Origin of the sequence: Arcanobacterium phocisimile, assembly GCF_016904675.1 — a bacterium.
Taxonomy (GTDB): Bacteria; Actinomycetota; Actinomycetes; order Actinomycetales; family Actinomycetaceae; genus Arcanobacterium; species Arcanobacterium phocisimile.
Window position 1 is genome coordinate 1,658,428 of record NZ_CP070228.1, and the last position, 17,513, is coordinate 1,675,940.

Annotated in this window: 23 protein-coding genes and 1 pseudogene; 6 read left to right on the plus strand and 18 right to left on the minus strand. The window is 50.2% G+C overall.

Going from position 1 to position 17,513, the window contains the following annotated elements:
- Positions 1 to 2 precede the first annotated feature (2 nt).
- The 3 genes from JTE88_RS09175 to JTE88_RS07505 all read right to left on the minus strand — a co-directional run bounded on the left by JTE88_RS09175 (position 3) and on the right by JTE88_RS07505 (position 1,105).
- On the minus strand, positions 3 to 281 hold the full coding sequence (locus JTE88_RS09175) for an ATP-binding cassette domain-containing protein (RefSeq protein ID WP_275586615.1): 279 nt from the start codon (positions 279 to 281) through the stop codon (positions 3 to 5).
- A gap of 99 nt (positions 282 to 380) precedes the next feature.
- A complete protein-coding gene (locus tag JTE88_RS07500) occupies positions 381 to 521 on the minus strand; it encodes a hypothetical protein (RefSeq protein ID WP_204424031.1) in 141 nt (46 codons plus the stop codon).
- Positions 518 to 1,105 carry an extracellular solute-binding protein gene (locus tag JTE88_RS07505; protein ID WP_204424033.1) on the minus strand — a complete coding sequence of 196 codons (588 nt, stop codon included), beginning with the start codon at positions 1,103 to 1,105 and terminating at the stop codon, positions 518 to 520. The genes JTE88_RS07500 and JTE88_RS07505 overlap by 4 nt, the downstream gene beginning before the upstream one ends.
- A 60-nt stretch (positions 1,106 to 1,165) precedes the next feature.
- Between JTE88_RS07505 and JTE88_RS07510 the strand changes: the two genes are divergently transcribed.
- From JTE88_RS07510 to JTE88_RS07515, 3 genes are all read left to right on the plus strand, one after another.
- Entirely contained in the window at positions 1,166 to 1,396 is a 231-nt protein-coding gene (locus JTE88_RS07510) for a hypothetical protein (protein ID WP_204424035.1), read from the plus strand.
- A 204-nt stretch (positions 1,397 to 1,600) separates the two neighbouring features.
- The gene (locus JTE88_RS09300; protein ID WP_420826931.1) at positions 1,601 to 1,810 is read left to right on the plus strand and encodes a hypothetical protein; all 210 of its coding nucleotides are present in this window, start codon (positions 1,601 to 1,603) and stop codon (positions 1,808 to 1,810) included.
- A 45-nt stretch (positions 1,811 to 1,855) separates the two neighbouring features.
- Positions 1,856 to 2,107, plus strand: coding sequence for an integrase core domain-containing protein (locus JTE88_RS07515; RefSeq protein WP_204424037.1), 252 nt, complete (start codon positions 1,856 to 1,858; stop codon positions 2,105 to 2,107).
- A gap of 26 nt (positions 2,108 to 2,133) precedes the next feature.
- On the opposite strand, the gene JTE88_RS07520 is transcribed toward JTE88_RS07515, so the two are convergent.
- From JTE88_RS07520 to JTE88_RS07525, 3 genes are all read right to left on the minus strand, one after another.
- The gene (locus JTE88_RS07520; RefSeq protein WP_204424039.1) at positions 2,134 to 2,286 is read right to left on the minus strand and encodes a hypothetical protein; all 153 of its coding nucleotides are present in this window, start codon (positions 2,284 to 2,286) and stop codon (positions 2,134 to 2,136) included.
- 38 nt (positions 2,287 to 2,324) lie between these two features.
- Complete coding sequence (locus JTE88_RS09180; protein ID WP_275586616.1) at positions 2,325 to 2,447, minus strand: hypothetical protein; 123 nt, start codon at positions 2,445 to 2,447, stop codon at positions 2,325 to 2,327.
- A gap of 658 nt (positions 2,448 to 3,105) precedes the next feature.
- On the minus strand, positions 3,106 to 3,375 hold the full coding sequence (locus JTE88_RS07525; protein ID WP_204424041.1) for a transposase: 270 nt from the start codon (positions 3,373 to 3,375) through the stop codon (positions 3,106 to 3,108).
- Positions 3,376 to 3,557: 182 nt separating this feature from the next.
- Here JTE88_RS07525 and JTE88_RS07530 point away from each other — a divergent pair, with 182 nt between their 5' ends.
- Complete coding sequence (locus tag JTE88_RS07530; RefSeq protein ID WP_204424043.1) at positions 3,558 to 3,734, plus strand: hypothetical protein; 177 nt, start codon at positions 3,558 to 3,560, stop codon at positions 3,732 to 3,734.
- A 333-nt stretch (positions 3,735 to 4,067) separates the two neighbouring features.
- Positions 4,068 to 4,361: a DUF4839 domain-containing protein gene (locus JTE88_RS09305; RefSeq protein WP_420826946.1), complete on the plus strand. Its 294-nt coding sequence runs from the start codon at positions 4,068 to 4,070 to the stop codon at positions 4,359 to 4,361.
- Between the two features lie 377 nt (positions 4,362 to 4,738).
- On the opposite strand, the gene JTE88_RS07540 is transcribed toward JTE88_RS09305, so the two are convergent.
- The 5 genes and pseudogenes from JTE88_RS07540 to JTE88_RS07560 form a co-directional block, all read right to left on the minus strand.
- The gene (locus JTE88_RS07540) at positions 4,739 to 5,779 is read right to left on the minus strand and encodes a type II toxin-antitoxin system HipA family toxin (protein ID WP_239519510.1); all 1,041 of its coding nucleotides are present in this window, start codon (positions 5,777 to 5,779) and stop codon (positions 4,739 to 4,741) included.
- On the minus strand, positions 5,776 to 6,033 hold the full coding sequence (locus JTE88_RS07545; protein ID WP_204424044.1) for a helix-turn-helix transcriptional regulator: 258 nt from the start codon (positions 6,031 to 6,033) through the stop codon (positions 5,776 to 5,778). Before JTE88_RS07545 ends, JTE88_RS07540 begins: the two co-directional genes overlap by 4 nt.
- A 231-nt stretch (positions 6,034 to 6,264) precedes the next feature.
- A complete protein-coding gene (locus JTE88_RS07550) occupies positions 6,265 to 7,083 on the minus strand; it encodes a class I SAM-dependent methyltransferase (RefSeq protein WP_204424046.1) in 819 nt (272 codons plus the stop codon).
- Complete coding sequence (locus JTE88_RS07555; RefSeq protein WP_204424048.1) at positions 7,080 to 7,433, minus strand: cupin domain-containing protein; 354 nt, start codon at positions 7,431 to 7,433, stop codon at positions 7,080 to 7,082. The genes JTE88_RS07550 and JTE88_RS07555 overlap by 4 nt, the downstream gene beginning before the upstream one ends.
- Positions 7,434 to 7,514: 81 nt before the next feature.
- A pseudogene (locus JTE88_RS07560) lies at positions 7,515 to 8,757 on the minus strand (IS3 family transposase).
- 140 nt (positions 8,758 to 8,897) lie between these two features.
- Between JTE88_RS07560 and JTE88_RS09340 the strand changes: the two are divergent.
- On the plus strand, positions 8,898 to 9,317 hold the full coding sequence (locus JTE88_RS09340; protein ID WP_476693082.1) for a RipA family octameric membrane protein: 420 nt from the start codon (positions 8,898 to 8,900) through the stop codon (positions 9,315 to 9,317).
- A 91-nt stretch (positions 9,318 to 9,408) separates the two neighbouring features.
- Here JTE88_RS09340 and JTE88_RS07565 read toward each other — a convergent pair whose 3' ends face one another.
- The 7 genes from JTE88_RS07565 to JTE88_RS07595 form a co-directional block, all read right to left on the minus strand.
- On the minus strand, positions 9,409 to 10,491 hold the full coding sequence (locus JTE88_RS07565) for a Fic family protein (RefSeq protein ID WP_204424049.1): 1,083 nt from the start codon (positions 10,489 to 10,491) through the stop codon (positions 9,409 to 9,411).
- 359 nt (positions 10,492 to 10,850) lie between these two features.
- The gene (locus JTE88_RS07570) at positions 10,851 to 11,000 is read right to left on the minus strand and encodes a methionine/alanine import family NSS transporter small subunit (RefSeq protein WP_204424051.1); all 150 of its coding nucleotides are present in this window, start codon (positions 10,998 to 11,000) and stop codon (positions 10,851 to 10,853) included.
- Positions 10,997 to 12,661, minus strand: coding sequence for a sodium-dependent transporter (locus tag JTE88_RS07575; RefSeq protein ID WP_204424053.1), 1,665 nt, complete (start codon positions 12,659 to 12,661; stop codon positions 10,997 to 10,999). Before JTE88_RS07575 ends, JTE88_RS07570 begins: the two co-directional genes overlap by 4 nt.
- Positions 12,662 to 12,933: 272 nt before the next feature.
- Positions 12,934 to 13,881, minus strand: a complete 948-nt coding sequence (locus JTE88_RS07580) for a DUF4300 family protein (protein WP_204424054.1) — start codon at positions 13,879 to 13,881, stop codon at positions 12,934 to 12,936.
- Positions 13,878 to 14,684 (minus strand): CPBP family intramembrane glutamic endopeptidase, encoded by an 807-nt coding sequence (locus tag JTE88_RS07585; protein WP_204424056.1) that lies wholly within the window; start codon positions 14,682 to 14,684, stop codon positions 13,878 to 13,880. Before JTE88_RS07585 ends, JTE88_RS07580 begins: the two co-directional genes overlap by 4 nt.
- 90 nt (positions 14,685 to 14,774) lie before the next feature.
- Positions 14,775 to 15,764: a LacI family DNA-binding transcriptional regulator gene (locus tag JTE88_RS07590; protein ID WP_204424058.1), complete on the minus strand. Its 990-nt coding sequence runs from the start codon at positions 15,762 to 15,764 to the stop codon at positions 14,775 to 14,777.
- A 75-nt stretch (positions 15,765 to 15,839) separates the two neighbouring features.
- Complete coding sequence (locus JTE88_RS07595; protein WP_338021081.1) at positions 15,840 to 17,498, minus strand: glycoside hydrolase family 13 protein; 1,659 nt, start codon at positions 17,496 to 17,498, stop codon at positions 15,840 to 15,842.
- Between the last annotated feature and the right edge of the window lie 15 nt (positions 17,499 to 17,513).

The window sequence follows — 17,513 nt, forward strand, 5'->3', positions numbered from 1 at the left end:
AGTCATATTCGGATACAGTGCATAGGATTGAAAGACGACGGCGACGTCCCGATCACACGTGGGCGCACCCGAGCCATGTCTTGACCATCGATGAATACCCGGCCCGCATTGACCGGCTCTAAGCCGGCAACCATACGCAATGATGTAGATTTTCCGCAGCCAGATGGCCCCACTAGCACCAAAAATTCGCCATGATCAACTTCTAAACTCAGCTGATCTACCGCGGCACGGTTCGCACCGGGAAAAATTCTACTAGCCTGATCGAAGCTAACAGTTGTCATCTTTTCTTCTCCTTACACATAAGCGATGTACCTAGCAGGCAGATCTACCCGCCGCCAGGTACATCGCATATTATTTAGACGCTAGAATTACGCCTAGATTTACTTCAGTTTCGGTTTAATCTGACTATCGGCAATCTTTTGCAGCTCCGCACCCACGCCAGCAAACGTGGCAGCCACATCCGCACCGGCCACGATCTTATCGAGCGCAGCACCGAGCTTCTGATCCCCACCAGGGATCAAAACCCGGTAATTATCTTGCGACGCGTATGTGCTAGCTGCTCAACAGCAGTGGAAGCATGAGGATGCTTCGCCATGTAGGACTTCATCTGCTCATTATCCTGGGCACCCTTAGTTACCGGCATATATCCCGTTGCTTGCGAAAAGGCACTAGTAGAATCATCGTTGGTCATAAACGCAATGAACTTCACCGCTGCAGCGCGACGCTCGCCAGTAACTTTCGCCGGAATCGCAATGCCGGCTCTGCCCGTTGGGCACACATAGCTGTCGCCAAAACCAGGCAAAAACGCGGTAGCTAACTCGAAACCTTGCACTGTTTCTTCCAAACCTTGCAGCGAGCCAGTTGATTGCAGTAACAGCGCCGATTGGCAAGCAGCAAAACTTTCCGACGGAGTTTTCGCCGTTTCGATCAAACCCGATCCGACCATCTCTTGTAACCACTGACCGGCCTCGATCGTTTGCGCGCTAGTCAGATTCTGATCCCATTCTTTGGAGTAAGATCCCCCGAAAGACCAGTTAATATTTTGAAAATACCACGCCAAATAATCCGAACCGAACGGAATAGATAACGCCAGTTTCCCACCCATCGCCTCAGACTGAAGTGTCCCAGGTTTTCTTGCGTTTGAGAAGATGGGAAAATGTTTATCATGCCAAAGAAATTTGATCAGGATGCTAAGGATCGGGTGGTCCGGCTTATCGTAGATAGGATCTTGAGCGAGGGGTTGACTATCCAGGCTGCTTGCCAAGCTATAGCACCCAAGCTTGGGGTTTCGTGGCAGTCGGTTCTGTTAAGCGCTCGAGCCAGACGCGATAGTGAGTTTGTGGGGATTATGCGTGGATATTCATGCCTCGAATTATGGTGTGTATGGGGTGGGTGAGATGTGGCATGCTTTAGGGTGTGCCTGGATCATGATTGGGTGTGAACAAACAGCTAGGCTTATGCGTTTAGCCGGCTTGTCAGGCAAAGGTAAAGGGCCGATCCTCGGTGGTGAGTCGGCTAAGAAGATGTGAAGATACTCGTCTTGATTTAGTTAATCGTCATTTCCGTGCCGTTAAACCCGGCCAGTTATGGGTGGGGCGATATGACGTATGTTCGAACACGTCAGGGGTTTGTGTATGCGGCTTTTGTTGTGGATGTTTTCAGCCGTAAGATCGTGGGGTGGGCGTTGTTGGATTCTATGCGAACCCAGGCTTTACCAGGCGTTAAACCAAGCAATTGCTTGTGCGAAGGAGGTCAGCGGGCTAGTAGACCATGGCGATCATGGTTCCTAGTACGCTTCGATTGTGTATAACGAGCACCTAGCACAGGGGAGGGATTATTCCCTCAACAAGGTAGCGTGGGTGATAGCTACGATAATGCTTTAGCTGAGAATGTCAATGGTTGTTATAAAAACGAGCTTATTCATCCTCGTACATGGCAAGACGTACTCGAAGTGGAAATCGCTACTTTTGAATGGGTAAGTTGGTGGAATAAGACACGGCTACATCAAGCACTCGACTACCGCACACCACTCGAAGTTGAAAACGACTACTGGCACACCGTTAACACAACACAGAAAATACAAACACCAACCAGGACAAAAGCCTAAGAAGTGAAGTGCCCCGGGTTTTGTTCCTAGGCACGTGCCTTGATTTCTATTATTTCATGGCCGGTGTTGCCGTTCCAAAACTCCTGTTCAACCTCAGCCGGTGTACGGTAGCCCAAGCTCTGGTGAAGTCGTGACTCGTTCGGCCACGAAACCCATTCAAACGCCAGCGATTTCAACATCCAACCACGCCCCGCCCCATGACCACCTATGAATCAGCTCATTCTTGAAATGAACCGTTGACGTTCTCAGCCAAAGCATTGTCATCCGAATCGCCAACCGTCCCTGTCGAGGTAAGTAATCCCATGCTCGGCAAGACGCTCATTGTAAACAATGGACACATACTGTAAGCCGCGGGTTGCAATGGTGAATCAGCCCAGTTGTTTTCCTCGCACATACGATCGCCTGATTGAGCGCCTGCAACAGTAACGCTTTACGTTCGCATTGAACCGACCAGCGCCCACCCGATAAATCCGTCCGGAGTGAACACATCGGTCACAAAAGCGGTGTAGAGAAAACCCCTTACGGGTACGGACATAGGTCATGTCACCCCACCCACAACCGATTCGGCCTCGGAGCTCGAAATTCACGTCACGCCAAGTCTAGGCGAGTATCTAGCACCCGAGGTTTGCGAGTTGTCACAAGCAACCTGGCTCTTACCTTTACCCCTAACTCCAGCAAGGCGCATCAAACGAGCGGTATGCTTCACGACCAATATCGATCCCCTCACGGTCCAACGCGTGCCACATCTTACGAATCGGGTAGACATTGTAGTTACTTTCATGAACCTCAACGATATGTACTATCGGCAGCAGCATCACGCAGGCTACGAACACTCACACCACAAGATTGTGATTGACGATAGCCACAAACCACCAACACGGTCAGTGTTTAACGTCTTGCAGATGAACTGAGTAGAGAAACGCTTCCGATACTCATCAATGAACCGAATCATTTACCAATGTTTCGGGGCCAGTTCCAACGTTAAAAGCCGACGCTGCTTATCTGAACTCATGAGTATCACAAAGCTCCTGATTTTCACGGCGTAGTCGTACATTTTCGACTTCCAAGTCCTGTGGGCATGCGTTCAAGAACGCGCCCCTTCCACGGCGAGCTACCTGAGTCCATTGCGCAGCAGTGTGCCAAGAAACACCTAGTTTCGGTGCCACAATCTTGCACGCTTCTTGCAAGGAAACATTCTCCGCCACAATACGGTCTTCTACCAAGCGGACGACACGATCCTTCGCATCCTGATCAAATTTCTTTGGCATAGTCCAGATTATCCCATCTACTCAAACGGAACAAAACCCGGGGCACTTCAAAGAAAACCCAGTACACTTCACCCGACCACTCCTAAAGGACTACTGATATAGCCCCAATACATTTAAAAGCGATCTGCTATAACAATGCATGACCACTATTTCGTCAATTAGTACCGAAAGATATGTTCGTTATGAAGAAAATTCACTTCATGCTCGCATTTTGCTTAGCGTTAATCTCGCTAAGTGCTTGTAACAATGATCCAGATTCTGCAGATATGGTTAGTGTGCCTTCATCATCTTCCGCATTATCGGGAGAGAATGTTGACCACGTTGAAAAAGCTTCAGCGATGCTGGCTTCACAAATATAGAGCGAGAAGCAATAACTGATTTAGTGTTGGGCTGGATGACAAAAGATGGAGAAGTAGAAAACGTTACAATCAATGGACAGAATTCATTTTCCGCATCCGACCAATTCAAGAAAGATGCACCAGTAAGAATATTTTTTCGCACCTTCCCAGAACACGATAAAAAAAGAAACTGACTTAGATAATCCTCCAACAGACAAAAGTAATGACTCTCAAAGTGAAACTCCTGTAGAAGAAACACAACCAAAAGATCAGGAAACTACAGCTACGCTAACTCCAGAAAATAATCCTGAGCTAGCTAATCTGTTACAACTCGGCAACGAATTTGACCCTTCAATTACCAGTTTCGAGAAAAAGTATCATAACCAAAACATAGAATTCGATGCTTCTATCTGTTTCATGGACCACTACCGTTCCTCATCGAAAGTATATAAGACCCGATGGGATTTCTTGATATGCCCTGGTGACTATGACCCAGACTCACAGCGAGGACCAAACTTCAAATTAAAGAACCAATCTTTCTCAACTCTCAATATTGAGGGAAACCACGAATCCGTAAAACTTGGCGATAATATCCGCATAACCGCCAGAGTCGATAGCTACGAACAAAAAGCGGTCTTTTTTATCTAACTCCCGTTAAAATCACGTTCCGGTAATAATCATAGCTGGGCTGACTGAACCCGTGGCTTAGCCAGCCCAGCTATTGAAGTTACGAGCTCCCTTCGTTATACCAGCCAAGCTCAGTAATCTCACAGTCCACTGCCCAGATCCGCCAGTTTGATCCAGATTAGTTGCCATCAGACTAGTTACTGCACATACGGACGACCTAGCGATGGATGATCCGTCACTTCAGCCAATCAAAGATCCAAGTTCGTAACGCCGCGCACTCAATTCACGCTGTGCTCCTCGCAGGATCGACCCTTCAAATGGAAGCTGAGACAAGTCAACAGTTTCCGCCACACTAAGAGCAAGGCGTTGTGCTGACCGTGCCGCCCGCAATGGAATACCTACATTCTGGGCAAATTCGTCCCAGTGCCTACCGCGTATTTTTTCGTGCGCCCTCCCATAGGCAATGCCATGTCAAAGTCACGATAGAGCGCAGTGCACGGCAGGTCATACATAGGAGCCACCGCCCATACGCCCTTCGGATTACGCAATATCGACACGTTTTTTGCATGCAACTCACCATTGCCAGTTAACCATGCAAATAGAAATTGAAGGTAAAGATTACGAGTTGCAATAACGGGTGCTTGCGTTCGGCTTGCTAGCGCAGTCACAACATCCTCAGAATCAACCGCATATTTACGCGCCGGCGAAATTTGCAGAATCTGCGATGCGTCTTCTTGAGCTAGCCGCAACAAAGTACCATCCTCATTCGTTACACGATCGAATCGGCGAACAAGCAGCCCTTCTGCACCTCGCCTATCTGTAACAATGTCGGCCTGAGCTACTGGTATTTTCAACCCGCTCGCACAACATAAATGAAGATACTCGTTCTGGACCAGGTGCGGAAAATTCGCAGGATCTATCTTCAGAATCGCATGATCTGTTCCAGTAGCGATCGGAGCACTCATCATTGAAGACGAGGCTTTGTTTTGCACCCCAGGTACTGCGTGCCGATCTACAGTATCGATTACGGTAGCAAAGTCCCAGTCTGCTACATCACCGATAAGCGGTGGTTGCTCAGCAGGAGTCACCCCGGCAGGAAAGACTCGGACATCTCCCGGTGTATCAGCACCGACCGCAAGGAGCATGGTCAATTCATCGTCCATTGAGGTTTTGGTGGATTGCTTTAATACTGTTAGCCGGTGACCCTCTGGTAGCAGCCCGGCAAAGAATGCCGGAAGAGCTCCCCCTGGGCGCACAGCCTTTTCGCCTAACGGCAACGAAAATGAAACCGGTTCGCCACTATAATCAGGAAGGTAGGAAAATTCGACGTCTCCATTAGGTAGACGAGTTAGTGTTCCTGCATGCAGATCTCCTTTATAAACATCTGCGCTTTCAACAAACCGTAAATCAGGGAGTTCCATAGCCAGTGATTGTTTCACGGCAGTACCACCTGAACCTCTAAACCAAGGGTTGCTGCAACAGCCAAAAGAGCTTTCAGACTCGGGCTTGTCTCGCCTTGTTCGAACTTACGAACAGTCCGATCTGACACGCCCGCAAGATCGGCTACCTGTTGCTGAGTAAGTCCATATTCTTTACGAGTCGTTTTCAGTTTCTGGGCGATCGACGTCGGAGCACCAGCAGCACTGACAGCGGACACTTTTTTCGGAAGGATATTTCCGGTTAAGGTATTCATGACCATAAGAATACCCTAGGTTCACTACTTTCGGAACAATTTTTCCGAATTACCATTTTTTATCAACATCGTGGACATACAGACAGTTTTTTCGGAAGGATATTTCCGAGTGGATCCACCCGGAGGAGCAACGCTAGCCCAGCAACCGTGCGTATGGAAAACTTGGCAATAGCGCAAACCTAGCTCATATAGACCTCGGTTTGCGCTATTGCCCAGATTCGCAGACGCGGGTCACGAACCGATCGGCTTAGTAGCGATAATGCCAACGGCACATAAGTTATCGGCATACTCGGTAAAGATTGCCCGCATCGCAAGCATACGTTTACGACCTGCCGGATTAGTGATCATGTTTTTAACGATCCGAAGCACCCCTACTACCCCTTCGTCAGCAAGCAGGCGTTTGGGTTCCAGCAAGCTCATGGAGTTACTGTAGGTGAATTCGACGGCAAGCCCGGCTTCGGTCAGAAGCTGCTGCCATTCTGGCATTGTGAGCGGCCTAGCTCCAACCTTGATCGTACGTGAAATCTCTTTTTGTAGTTGCTGAGCTAGTTCGGGTGCAATATTATCCGGAGTCAGACCCATCTCATGAATGACATATTTGCCACCCGGTTTCAGCAATCGCGCAGCCTCACGCATTGTCGCCATCTTGTCAACAGGCGACATCATGGTAAGCATTGCTTCACCCATCACCATATCTGCCACGCCATCTTCAAGACCAGTATTTTTTGCATCGGCGGCCACTAAACGACTAGCGACGTGCGGATAGTTCTTAAGAACTCGGCTAACCTCCGAGGTACCTTCCGTGTGCGGATCTACTCCGATGTAACTGCTCGGCGGCGTTTGAAGCAACAAACTAGCTGTTTTACCTACGCCTGGCCCAAACTCTACAACCGTCTGTGTAGGTTTCAGTTCGGCGTGCTCCAGCAAAGTGGTGGTCATTTCTAGCCCTCCAGGGCGTAGCACCCGCTTCCCCATTTTGGCTAGTAGCCAGTGGCCCTGCAGTCGATTTTCCGCTGGACCGCTCCGAGCACCTTTTATATCACCGCTCATGAAGTCTTCTCCGAGGTTGGTTGAACCACTAAAGTCAATGACATATAAGACGGTTCTACCGCTTCAACTGCATGGCGTTCATTCGGCGCAAGATAAATAACATCTCCACCGCTGACAGTGTGCACTTCACCAGAAACTGTGAACAGCATTTTGCCAGATAAAATATTGACGATCACTGCCCGCGATGAGGAGTGCTCGGTTAACACTTGACCGGCATCCATCGAAAACATCACGTGACGCAGCAATTCATTATTGACCACCACTCGCGACGTCGTCGAATTCTTCACTACAGGTAAATCGGCCAAAATATCAGCTACCACAACTGATTCTGATAACGAGGTTGGCGACATCTCAATCTCCTTGTTGTTTAGGTAAGGCTTACCTTACCATAGCTATCCTGGAGAAAGATTGAACCGTCCTGGGTTTTGTTCCTAGGTGGTGGGTATTAGTATACTGGGTTGGTTGGCCCAGTGGTGGTCTTCGATTTCTTGCGGGGTGCGGTATCCCAGTTCGCAGTGGAGGCCGGTGGTGTTCCACCAGTGAACCCAGCATAAGGTTCCCCACTCGACTTCGGTTAATCCTTCCCAAGTTTGGGAGTAGATCAGTTCACTTTTGTATAGGCCGTTGATGGTCTCGGCTAGGGCATTGTCGTAGGAGTCTCCCACGCTACCAGTGGACTCATCAATCCCCAGATCATGTAGGCGTTCGTGGTAGGCGATGGAAACGTATTGGCTACCGTGATCACTATGATACACCAGGCCCTTCAGCCTTCCTTTAACGGTTGCAATCGCATGATTGAGCACCTCTAAGGGCAAAGCCTCGGTGGTCAGGCGGCTCTTGGTTGCCCAGCCCACGATCTTCTTGGAGTACACGTCGGTGACGAACGCGGTGTAGACGAATCCAGACTGGGTGCGCACATAGGTAATATCCGCAACCCACAAACGGTTCGGCGCTGGTGCGCGGAAGTTACGCTGAACCTAAGTCAGGGCGCACATCTGGCCTTGTAGCGGGCTTGGTAGTGATGGGCTTCCTGCCTCGGATCACCGTGAAGTCCAGCGATCTTCATTAACCGGGCAACCTGATCGCGGCCAATGCTATGACCTGCCCGAGCCATGGCCCGCCTGAGCCATGGCATGCCACATCTTACCCACCCCATACACGCCGTAATTGTTCCGATGGATATCGATCATGATGGGGATCACTTCGCAGTCCCGCAACGAACACTTGGAAGACAAAATGCCTCTTAGTAGCGCGGTATCCGCGCGCGGTTATAAACCCACCTTCGCGGTGGCGAGCCAATGTAGTGCAGATGAACTCTACCCCGAAACGATCACGATACGCATCGATGAACGCGATCATTTCTTGGCTCGGGGGTCGAGTTCGGACGCGAAAAAAGCCGACGCCTCTTTGAGTAGCTCATTGACCCGCCGAAGCTCCAAAATTTTCCGCACGAAGCCGAGCGTTTTCCGCCTCGTAATCGATCGCGCTGCCTTGCCCGGCTTTAGCCGAAGCGGCGTCCTTTTTCATCCAATCCAAGATCGAATGCGGTGACATACCAAGTTTAACCGCAATCGCTTGGGCTGCTACCCAACGTGAACACTCATGAATCCGCTGATGTTCAAACGTCAAACGAACAGCCCGATCCTTCAACTCCCGCGTAAATTTCCGTGCCATAACAACAATCCTTCCTCAAAACAACACGGAACAAAAGTCAGGGCGGTTCAGTCGCATTCAATGAAACGTTAGATGCTGATTATCGGCTACTCTTTTTAGTTCTTTTATCTGCGCTAGGAGTAATTTTCACCCTGGGATGGATCCTGGCCAACAAAGGAAGTAAGTACTGGCAAGAGAACTGGGAGGATCACGTCCACATTCTCGAGATAATAGCTGCCATCCCAATCCATTCTGTAACTAAAACACCCCAAAACCGACTCTGGACTTTAGGCGCTTCCCCGTATTCTGTCTCTAAAATCAACCAGTTTTTAGGTTTAGTTCTATTCTTGTTCTGGATAATCATCTTTGGATATTCCGTCGCAGCAGGATATCAACTTGGGCATTGCATTCTGCTAATAATAGCTGCAATACTACTGGTAGTTGTAGCAGTATTGCTAACCTTTAAAACTAAGTCAGACGTGGCCAAACAAGACACATGCGAAGATGGAAATCATAAACCAGCGACCCCTTCTTTCAATATAGCTAAATTAGCTTTCGATTATAAAACGAAGTCTTTATAGCACCCGACCACTCACCCATGTGTAAAATTTCCGCCCGATTTTTTACACGTCATTCGGATATGTAAAAACCTTTTACATATCTTCCCACCGCCTACTGCGGGAGCTTCGCGTTGAAAAGTATATTTAAGTATCGCGTATTAACAAACAAAACACTTCGTCCCGTTTTATATCGCTCTAACACCCCTAATTCAACAAGCTTCTCCGCATGTTTTCCAGCAGTTGGACGACTGACGTTCAGCGCCACCATCAAATCTGCATAGCGTAGATATGGCTTTTCGTACAACGTATACGCCAGATCACGAGCCGGCATTCCACCTTCATGTAGTAAGCCGATCGTCTCCTCAATCTGATCACGAATAACATAAACTAAATTACTCGTCCATTGAGAAGTTATAGCAACCGCATTGAGCATATACAACACCCAAGGTATCCAATCGCCTTTCTGGGTGACATTATTCAACAGTCGATAATACTCATCTTTATGTTCCACAATATAACCAGAAAGATAGGTAATCGGCTGACGAAGCAAACCCTCATGAACCAAATAAAGCACGTTAAGAATTCTGCCAGTTCGCCCATTACCATCCGAAAATGGGTGAATCGCTTCAAACTGGTAGTGTAAAAGAGCCAACTTAATAAGTGGATCTAACGACATGTCATTATGCAAAAAAGATTCCCACTTTGTTAAGTGCTCCAGAATAACGCTCTGCCCTTCTGGCGGAGTGTAAATGCGATCTTTTGTTACCGGATTACCAATATATGTTCCAACATCACGTCGTATATCCATTTCAACACCTGTGATTGTTGAACATACAAGCTTAGCCGTATTGGTTGTCAATGGCCGGTCTCGAATCGCTTCACTTCCCACATATAGAGCCTGACGATAACGCAAAGCTTCGCGCGTAGCAGGAGAAGGAGTTTCTACATGATGCGCCGCACGAAACAACTCATCATTCGTCGTCACAATATTTTCAATTTCATTCGATGCCTGAGCCTCCAGCAACGGAATAGAGTGAATGAGAATATCCGGATTAGGAAGTAGCTCAGCGGCTGCATCTGCCTTAGCTAAAGCTCTCGAAGCGCGAATAACAGCAGTATAAACTTCCGCAGTACCCACACCATTCGGAGGTAAAGGCGGTAAATCTTGAAAGGGCTTCATGCGGTCAACACTCATAGCTCTAGAATATCCCCCAAATCCGCATGTGTAAAATTTCCGCCCGATTTTTTACACGTTATTTGGATGTGTAAAAAATCTTTACATATTGATTTCTATTAAAACGCCAAAAGTCGATCCCACGATCTGAATTAATTGGCAGCATCTGCAGCAAACGGGGAAATAGCGCAAACTGCGACGTATATGAACGAGGTTTGCGCTATTCCCCGAATCAGTGCACACTATCGAGCCTATAAGTCGGCCTTTGACCCGAATCCCCCACCTACCTCCGCGCCGAGCGCACATACAAAACAAGCCAGGCTGGCCGTAATGGCCAGCCTGGCTATGATTTACCACAGCACGAGCTTCTTAACTACAAGCTAGGAAAGATCTGCAGGGTTGACATCAGCGGTTCCGAGAACGCCCGAGGTTTCATCATTGTGAGTTGCCATGAGAGCAACACCAAATCCTAAACCGCCGCCTACTAATCCTAGGTATACCACCATCATGACGAGTGCTGATGTTGTCATGCTCGTTCACCTTCCTTCTTACGTTCAGTTAATTCTGCCTGCTCGGCTGCCGCGGCCTGCACAGCCACTTCAGCCCGCTCGGCCACCGCAGCCGGCGCACCGCCCGTTGCCTTACCGGCAACCATCTGCTCAGTCTTATCCAGGTCGAATGCGAATTCTGCTGGAGCTTCAAATTGCGTACCCTTCACCCACGGCAGGTAGCTCAGCACGAAAGCAAGCACCCAGATCAGCAGAGCTAGTCCCCAACCGTAAACCAGCAGCTGCATTGTGGTGTAGCCACCGTACGGATTCGTCAAGAGTTCTCGCGTATCGCCCACCAATGTCACTGCCAATACGAATGGGGTGAGTACACCAACTGCAGCAACCCACCAGCCACGAGTCGGGATGGTCGAGATAGCATCCAAGTGACGTGAGAGCACAGGGAACATCTTCATGCCCCAACCGACAACCACTAAGGTCACGAGTGCGATGGCAACGATGCCGAACACGTTGATGAACTTATCCATGATGTCGAGCGTGGCAAGACCAGTCGTGGTGGGCAATAGGCCCACGGAGATCAGCGCAGCGAGACCACCAACTACCAACACGGCTTTGCGGCGAGCCCAGCCGAACTTGTCCATTGCAGCTGAGATCGGCACTTCGATGATGGAGAACATTGAAGTGAATCCGGCCAAGAAGAGCGAACCGAAGAACAGCACACCGAATAGTGCACCGCCGGGCATAAGCGAGATGATCTTTGGGAAGGCGATGAATGCTAAACCGATGCCGGAGGAAACGACGTCGCCTACTTCTTGTCCTGAATTCATTGCCATGTATCCCAGCACGGAGAAGACGCCGATGCCGGCCAACACTTCGAAGGAAGAGTTAGCGAAGGCAACCGTCCACGCTGTTGTTGTCACGTCGGTTCGGCGCTTCAAGTATGACGCCTGGGTGAGCATAATTCCGAAACCAACCGCGAGCGAATAGAAGATCTGGCCATACCCAGCCATCCATACCGATGGCTTTAACAGAGCCGACCAGTCCGGAGTGAACAGCGTATCGAGGCCCGCGGATGCTCCTGGTAAGAACACTGCGCGCACCGTAATAGCCAAAAACAACACGATCAATAGCGGCACTGCCAGCTTCGATACTTGGCCGACACCATGCTCGACGCCTTTTGACATCACGAAGAGTAGCACCAGCCAGATTACTGCCAACACCACCGTCAAACCGGGAAGATAGCCGCCGGTAAACACCGAGGTGCCGTCGAGCTGGAGAAACTCCGTAAGGAAGAACGCTTCAGGGTCATCACCCCATGCGAGCGTCACTGAATAGTACGTGTAGAAGCCAGCCCAGGCCAAAATTGCCATGTAATAGACGGCGATGAAGAACGTCACCAGCGTCTGCACCCAGCCCAACGCTTCCGCATGCTTTGACACGCGGCGGAATGCCAACGGTGGTGCGCCACGGAACCGATGCCCGATCGCATAGTCGAAGAACAACATCGAGATACCACCGGTCACCAGCGCAATCACGTAAGGAATGAGGAACGACCCGCCACCATTTTCGTATGCAATGTATGGAAAACGCCAAATGTTCCCCAGACCAATAGCAGAACCAACGGCAGCAGCAAGAAATACTGTGCGGGAAGACCAGACTTCTCTACCTGTTGTTGTAGACATAAAAGACACCTTTGCTGGATGTTAATGAATAATCAGAACACATAAATGCGAATGAAGATATAAAAAATCCCCGAACCAGACAGGTTTCGGGGTGGGGTGCGCAGGACTGCGGATGGCGGCTTCTCTAGCCTGCACACCCGCTAATAATCTCTAAGCTCTTACGCAACATGATGCTTACAGTATCATTACTATTTCCAAAACGTCAAATGAGTGACCCCGCATGTAACCGAGGCCACTCATTCCACTAAATGCTCTTCAGTTGGAACGCAAGCTTAATACATCTGCGTTGCCTGCATAACATGATCGTTTTCCATAATCACCGGCTGGCCATACTCAAGATCCGGACCGTCGTCATACATCGACCGCAAATACGTTTCGAGCTGCTCACGCGAGTCAAACCAGCTCGCCCGATACGGCTGATCGAATGCCAGCTTCTCAACGAAAAGCAGCTTACCTTCCGCACTATCTTCAACCAGCAAGCCCATATGCCCGATGAACATCGCTGCGTCTTTCGGATCGATATTGTCATGAATATAGACGCTGACCATGCTTACCGGACCGACCTTAAAACCGATCTCATGCTCAAGAAGATAGTTAATGATGTCATTGGTATGACGCTGGGAATCTTTCTCCGCCACCGTAGGTACTCTGCCAAAAAGACCAAGGAAGGTTTCACGCTCAGCACCGACAAACATCTTCGGCTCAGTATCCAAGGACTCAATATCGAAGAAGAGCTGCGAATCATCAGCACCCTGCGGTTTGCCCACCGTCACCTGCTCACGACCCAACGTGAACGTTGTGATTCGGCAATTCGTTAACGGTGTGGCCTTTTCTTGGGCAGCTTGAGCAAGTGCAACGAGATCAGCCTTTTGAGCTTGCGCTAACGGCTGGAAGCCGGATTGGATTAACGACGCCGTAGGCACATGATCGTAAAAACGTTTCACCTGCGTATCGAAATCGTTTAGCGCCTGCTCGCCTAACCCGGCATTCTTCAAAACCGTGTAGACCTCATGGCGGGACTGCTCATCGACCAGATTACTGGTACGCACCGAGGCCAACGCCGGATCAACTGCAGGTGTTTCTGGCCCGCTGGCTTCAGATTCAGAAACCACTGACGTCTCCAGATCACCAGTGTCCGCTACCGAACCTGTTGCATCGCTACAGCCTGCAGAAAAACTCGCAGCTAGAACTACTAAACCTACTCGCTTCCATGTTTTCATACCGCAAGTGTATCGGCTTTCAACCGTGACCGTCTAAAAGAAAGGACCGCAACCGCAATCCCGGCAAGCACGAACTGCGGAACTAATATCGCGGTGGCCACCGCAGAATTCGACATACCCCCGTCATCAACATTGACCACCACAAGCGGAGTAACATTCACCGTCCAGTGAATTAACGCCGCCAACACGGCACGCTGCCACCACGACCCACCAGTCACCATCTGTAAACCCAGCGAGATCGCCACACAGGTGGCCGCAAAAACCACGAAAAACCACGGATCTAGAAGCATGTGACCATGCCAAAACGCCCAGATAACGCCAACGAATACCGCACCCGTGATCGCACCAAAGCGCCGCACAAAGAGCGGTTGTAGAAACCCACGCCAACCGATCTCTTCTAAAAATGCGCCCAAGAACTGCACAGTCAAAAACCCGACCAAGGCCCAGTCGGTAAAGACTGCAGCGAAATAATGCACACCGAGCACCGCTGCGAGCACCCAGGTGAAACCCAAGTATCCTAAGCAAAGCCCGGCCGTGATCAGCAACCGACGTCGGAAATAATGCTCACTGGTAGGAACAAGCGGCAGGTACCTACTTAAGAAACCACGGTAAAAATACCACGTCGTCGCCAAGCCCAGCGCCGGACCAAGTTGCGGAAACGCAATGTAGTCAAGATTGACGCCAAGACCAAGTTGCAGCCCAGAAAGCCATAACGAATGCGCCAACGTCGCTCCCATAAACAACGTTATGACACGCCACGGAAGCCCGCGCGCACTGCGCTCCCGGATACTCAAACCAGCCATGCCTACCTCACCTTTTGCAGTAATAGCATACTGACATCACGCAAAAAGTCGCGTTTGTCTTCCCTGGGCAGAATGGCCCCCGCTAGGCACTCACGCCAGGGTATCGCCGTCGATAATCTGGGCTGGGAAATAGACGGAAGGCACCTCGTCGCCGTTAAATCGCGCAACCACTTTATCTACGCACGCCCGGCCCATCTGGTAACGATCCGTACCAGACTCCGTCGTGTGACTGTTGCGCCCAGCATCAATAAGATACCGAGCACCCAAGGTCACCAACGAATAGTCTTTTCCGACGTCCAACCCGAAACGAGGCGAAATAGAAACTAGTGACGTTAATGCTTCCGCATTATCACCCATCACCACCGTGCGATGAGCACTCAAGGACAACTGATCTAGAATCGCAAAAGCACTCACCGAGCACGAAGGCAAACGCAAAACCGCAACATCGGCACCCGTATGATCGCGAGCCTGCTTCACACCCTGCACGATCAGATCTGTCATACGATTAAAATCTACCCGGTCTTCGGAACGCGCCACCACAATACACCGCTGATAGCCCCGTTGATATGCATAATCTACAGCGCGACGGCCAATATCGAAAAAATCAGACTCCACAAACGGGATGCGGTTTGTGCCCGGCGAACCTAAAAACACTGCCGGAATACATTCCTCTTCAACGACGCTCTCACGCCAATCCCCGTCTGAAACCTCCATCATGATTAACGCGTCGAAGACTCGCGAGCGCAAATATGCCCGGAAAGACTCCGGATCTTTATGGCTAACCACCGGAATAGTCAACATAATGCCGAGTTCAGCAGCCCTATCTCGCATACCAGCAATATATTCGCCAGCAATCTGATCAATGACATAGTCGCCAACGCCAAGATGGAGTCCGATTGTACGCAATGAGCGAGCCGCCAAGTTCCCTGCCCACCGATGCGGAACGTATCCCAGTTCCGTGATCGCTTTCATGACGCGGGCTTGAGTTTCCTCCGACGTCGGACGCTCACCATTGAGCACATATGAGACAGTCGATGGCGATACGCCAGCACGTTTCGCCACATCTGCACGTGTCGCCATCGACCTCACTCTTTCGTTACATATCAGATAGGTTCACGTTCCCTATCTGACAAGTGCGATAACCGCTGCGGATTATCAGGACAACCAAGCTGCCGTATTTGCCGCCAGCTCAACACCACCGGAAACGTGATCACATGTTCCAGAAGCAATAACAATACTGTATTGTCCCGGAATAACCGCCGGTTCGCTAGTCATGTTGAGAGCAAGTGTAATCTTGCCATTGCGGACAACGAGCACTTCGTTGTTATCATATGCAACCCATTCAAAATCGCCATGCCCGAGATCGTAATGCCGACGTCGAGCTGTCATGGCGCGATAGAAATTCAGCACAGACTGCGGATCGTCTTCTTGACGTTCGGCTGCGAACTCGTGCCAATCGGCTGGCTGCGGTAGCCACGGATGCGCACCAAACCCAGTATCTGCTGGGTTTGCTTTCCACGGAAGCGGCACACGGCAACCATCTCGGCCACGAACTTGATATCCGGTGCGTAACCATGTCGGATCCTGACGAGCATCGTCAGGCATGTCAGTGACTTCTGGCAGGCCCAACTCTTCACCCTGATAAATATAGACCGAGCCAGGCAAACCGAACGTAAAGAGCGTCATTGCCAAACCACGTCGCAAACCCAGCTCGCGATCAGGCTGTGGATCTCCCAACCCAATACCAGCTTCGGTGCTGTGCTCCGGATCGAAACCGAAACGAGAGGTGTGACGAACGACGTCGTGGTTAGATAACACCCACGTCACCGGTGCCCCCACGTTATTCATTTCGCGCAATGTTTGGTCAATAATGGTGCGCAACCGAGCCGGACGCCAACCACACTTAAGATAGTCGAAGTTGAACGCCTGGCTCATTTCTTCTTCACGCACATAGAGAGCTCCGCGCGACGGCGGATCAACCCACGCTTCAGCAACCAGCATACGGTCGCGGCCGTACTCGTTGAGAACGTTACGCCATTCGCGGTAAATCTCGTGGACGCCGTCTTGATCAAACATTGGGCCCGAATCGAAAACATCCGGGTCACGATCACCATCAACCCACCGATCTGATCCACGTAGATCATCTGGCAAACCGTCAGCTTTTACCAAACCATGTGCCACGTCGACGCGGAAACCATCAACCCCTAGGTCACACCAGAATCGCAAATAGTCAGTGAACAACTGATGCACATCAGCATTGTTCCAATCGAAATCAGGTTGCTCGGGAGCAAACAGATGCAAATACCACCAGTCTCGATCTTCTTCACGGCCAGTCAACGGCTCAACTTTCGACCAGGCTGGACCGCCGAACATCGACCCCCAGTTATTTGGCGGCTCACCGACCGAATGGCGGAAAATATAGCGGGCACGTTCCGGCGAATCATGACCGGCACGCAACGCCTCCTGGAACCACTCGTGCTGATCAGACGAATGGTTGGGGACGACGTCGATAATAACCTTCATCCCAACAGCATGAGCTCGCGAAATCAGTTCCCGAGCTTCGTCCAACGAACCATACTCCGGATTAATATCGAAATAATCCGCGACGTCGTAACCGGCGTCAGCTTGCGGAGAAGGATAGAACGGCGAAATCCATATCGCGTCCACACCAAGCTCATGCAAATAGTCAATCTTTTCAATAATGCCGGCAAGATCACCGAGCCCATCACCGTTCGTATCGTTAAAGCTTCGCGGATACACCTGATAAATGACTGCATTTCGCCACCATTGATCAAGGTCAGAACGCATAACCATATTCATCCTTTCACC

What these genes read in the sequence shown, in the direction of transcription:
- JTE88_RS07555 (WP_204424048.1), bottom strand. Translation starts at nt 7,433, where the DNA reads ATGTCGCCAACCTCGTTATCAGAATCAGTTGTGGTAGCTGATATTTTG.
- JTE88_RS07585 (WP_204424056.1), bottom strand. Translation starts at nt 14,684, where the DNA reads ATGGCTGGTTTGAGTATCCGGGAGCGCAGTGCGCGCGGGCTTCCGTGG.
- JTE88_RS07590 (WP_204424058.1), bottom strand. Translation starts at nt 15,764, where the DNA reads ATGGCGACACGTGCAGATGTGGCGAAACGTGCTGGCGTATCGCCATCG.
- JTE88_RS09300 (WP_420826931.1), top strand. Translation starts at nt 1,601, where the DNA reads ATGACGTATGTTCGAACACGTCAGGGGTTTGTGTATGCGGCTTTTGTT.
- JTE88_RS09175 (WP_275586615.1), bottom strand. Translation starts at nt 281, where the DNA reads ATGACAACTGTTAGCTTCGATCAGGCTAGTAGAATTTTTCCCGGTGCG.
- JTE88_RS07545 (WP_204424044.1), bottom strand. Translation starts at nt 6,033, where the DNA reads ATGAATACCTTAACCGGAAATATCCTTCCGAAAAAAGTGTCCGCTGTC.
- JTE88_RS09180 (WP_275586616.1), bottom strand. Translation starts at nt 2,447, where the DNA reads ATGTGTCCATTGTTTACAATGAGCGTCTTGCCGAGCATGGGATTACTT.
- JTE88_RS07565 (WP_204424049.1), bottom strand. Translation starts at nt 10,491, where the DNA reads ATGAGTGTTGACCGCATGAAGCCCTTTCAAGATTTACCGCCTTTACCT.
- JTE88_RS07525 (WP_204424041.1), bottom strand. Translation starts at nt 3,375, where the DNA reads ATGCCAAAGAAATTTGATCAGGATGCGAAGGATCGTGTCGTCCGCTTG.
- JTE88_RS07530 (WP_204424043.1), top strand. Translation starts at nt 3,558, where the DNA reads ATGAAGAAAATTCACTTCATGCTCGCATTTTGCTTAGCGTTAATCTCG.
- JTE88_RS07510 (WP_204424035.1), top strand. Translation starts at nt 1,166, where the DNA reads ATGCCAAAGAAATTTGATCAGGATGCTAAGGATCGGGTGGTCCGGCTT.
- JTE88_RS07570 (WP_204424051.1), bottom strand. Translation starts at nt 11,000, where the DNA reads ATGACAACATCAGCACTCGTCATGATGGTGGTATACCTAGGATTAGTA.
- JTE88_RS07575 (WP_204424053.1), bottom strand. Translation starts at nt 12,661, where the DNA reads ATGTCTACAACAACAGGTAGAGAAGTCTGGTCTTCCCGCACAGTATTT.
- JTE88_RS07550 (WP_204424046.1), bottom strand. Translation starts at nt 7,083, where the DNA reads ATGAGCGGTGATATAAAAGGTGCTCGGAGCGGTCCAGCGGAAAATCGA.
- JTE88_RS07595 (WP_338021081.1), bottom strand. Translation starts at nt 17,498, where the DNA reads ATGGTTATGCGTTCTGACCTTGATCAATGGTGGCGAAATGCAGTCATT.
- JTE88_RS07520 (WP_204424039.1), bottom strand. Translation starts at nt 2,286, where the DNA reads ATGTTGAAATCGCTGGCGTTTGAATGGGTTTCGTGGCCGAACGAGTCA.
- JTE88_RS07505 (WP_204424033.1), bottom strand. Translation starts at nt 1,105, where the DNA reads ATGGGTGGGAAACTGGCGTTATCTATTCCGTTCGGTTCGGATTATTTG.
- JTE88_RS07580 (WP_204424054.1), bottom strand. Translation starts at nt 13,881, where the DNA reads ATGAAAACATGGAAGCGAGTAGGTTTAGTAGTTCTAGCTGCGAGTTTT.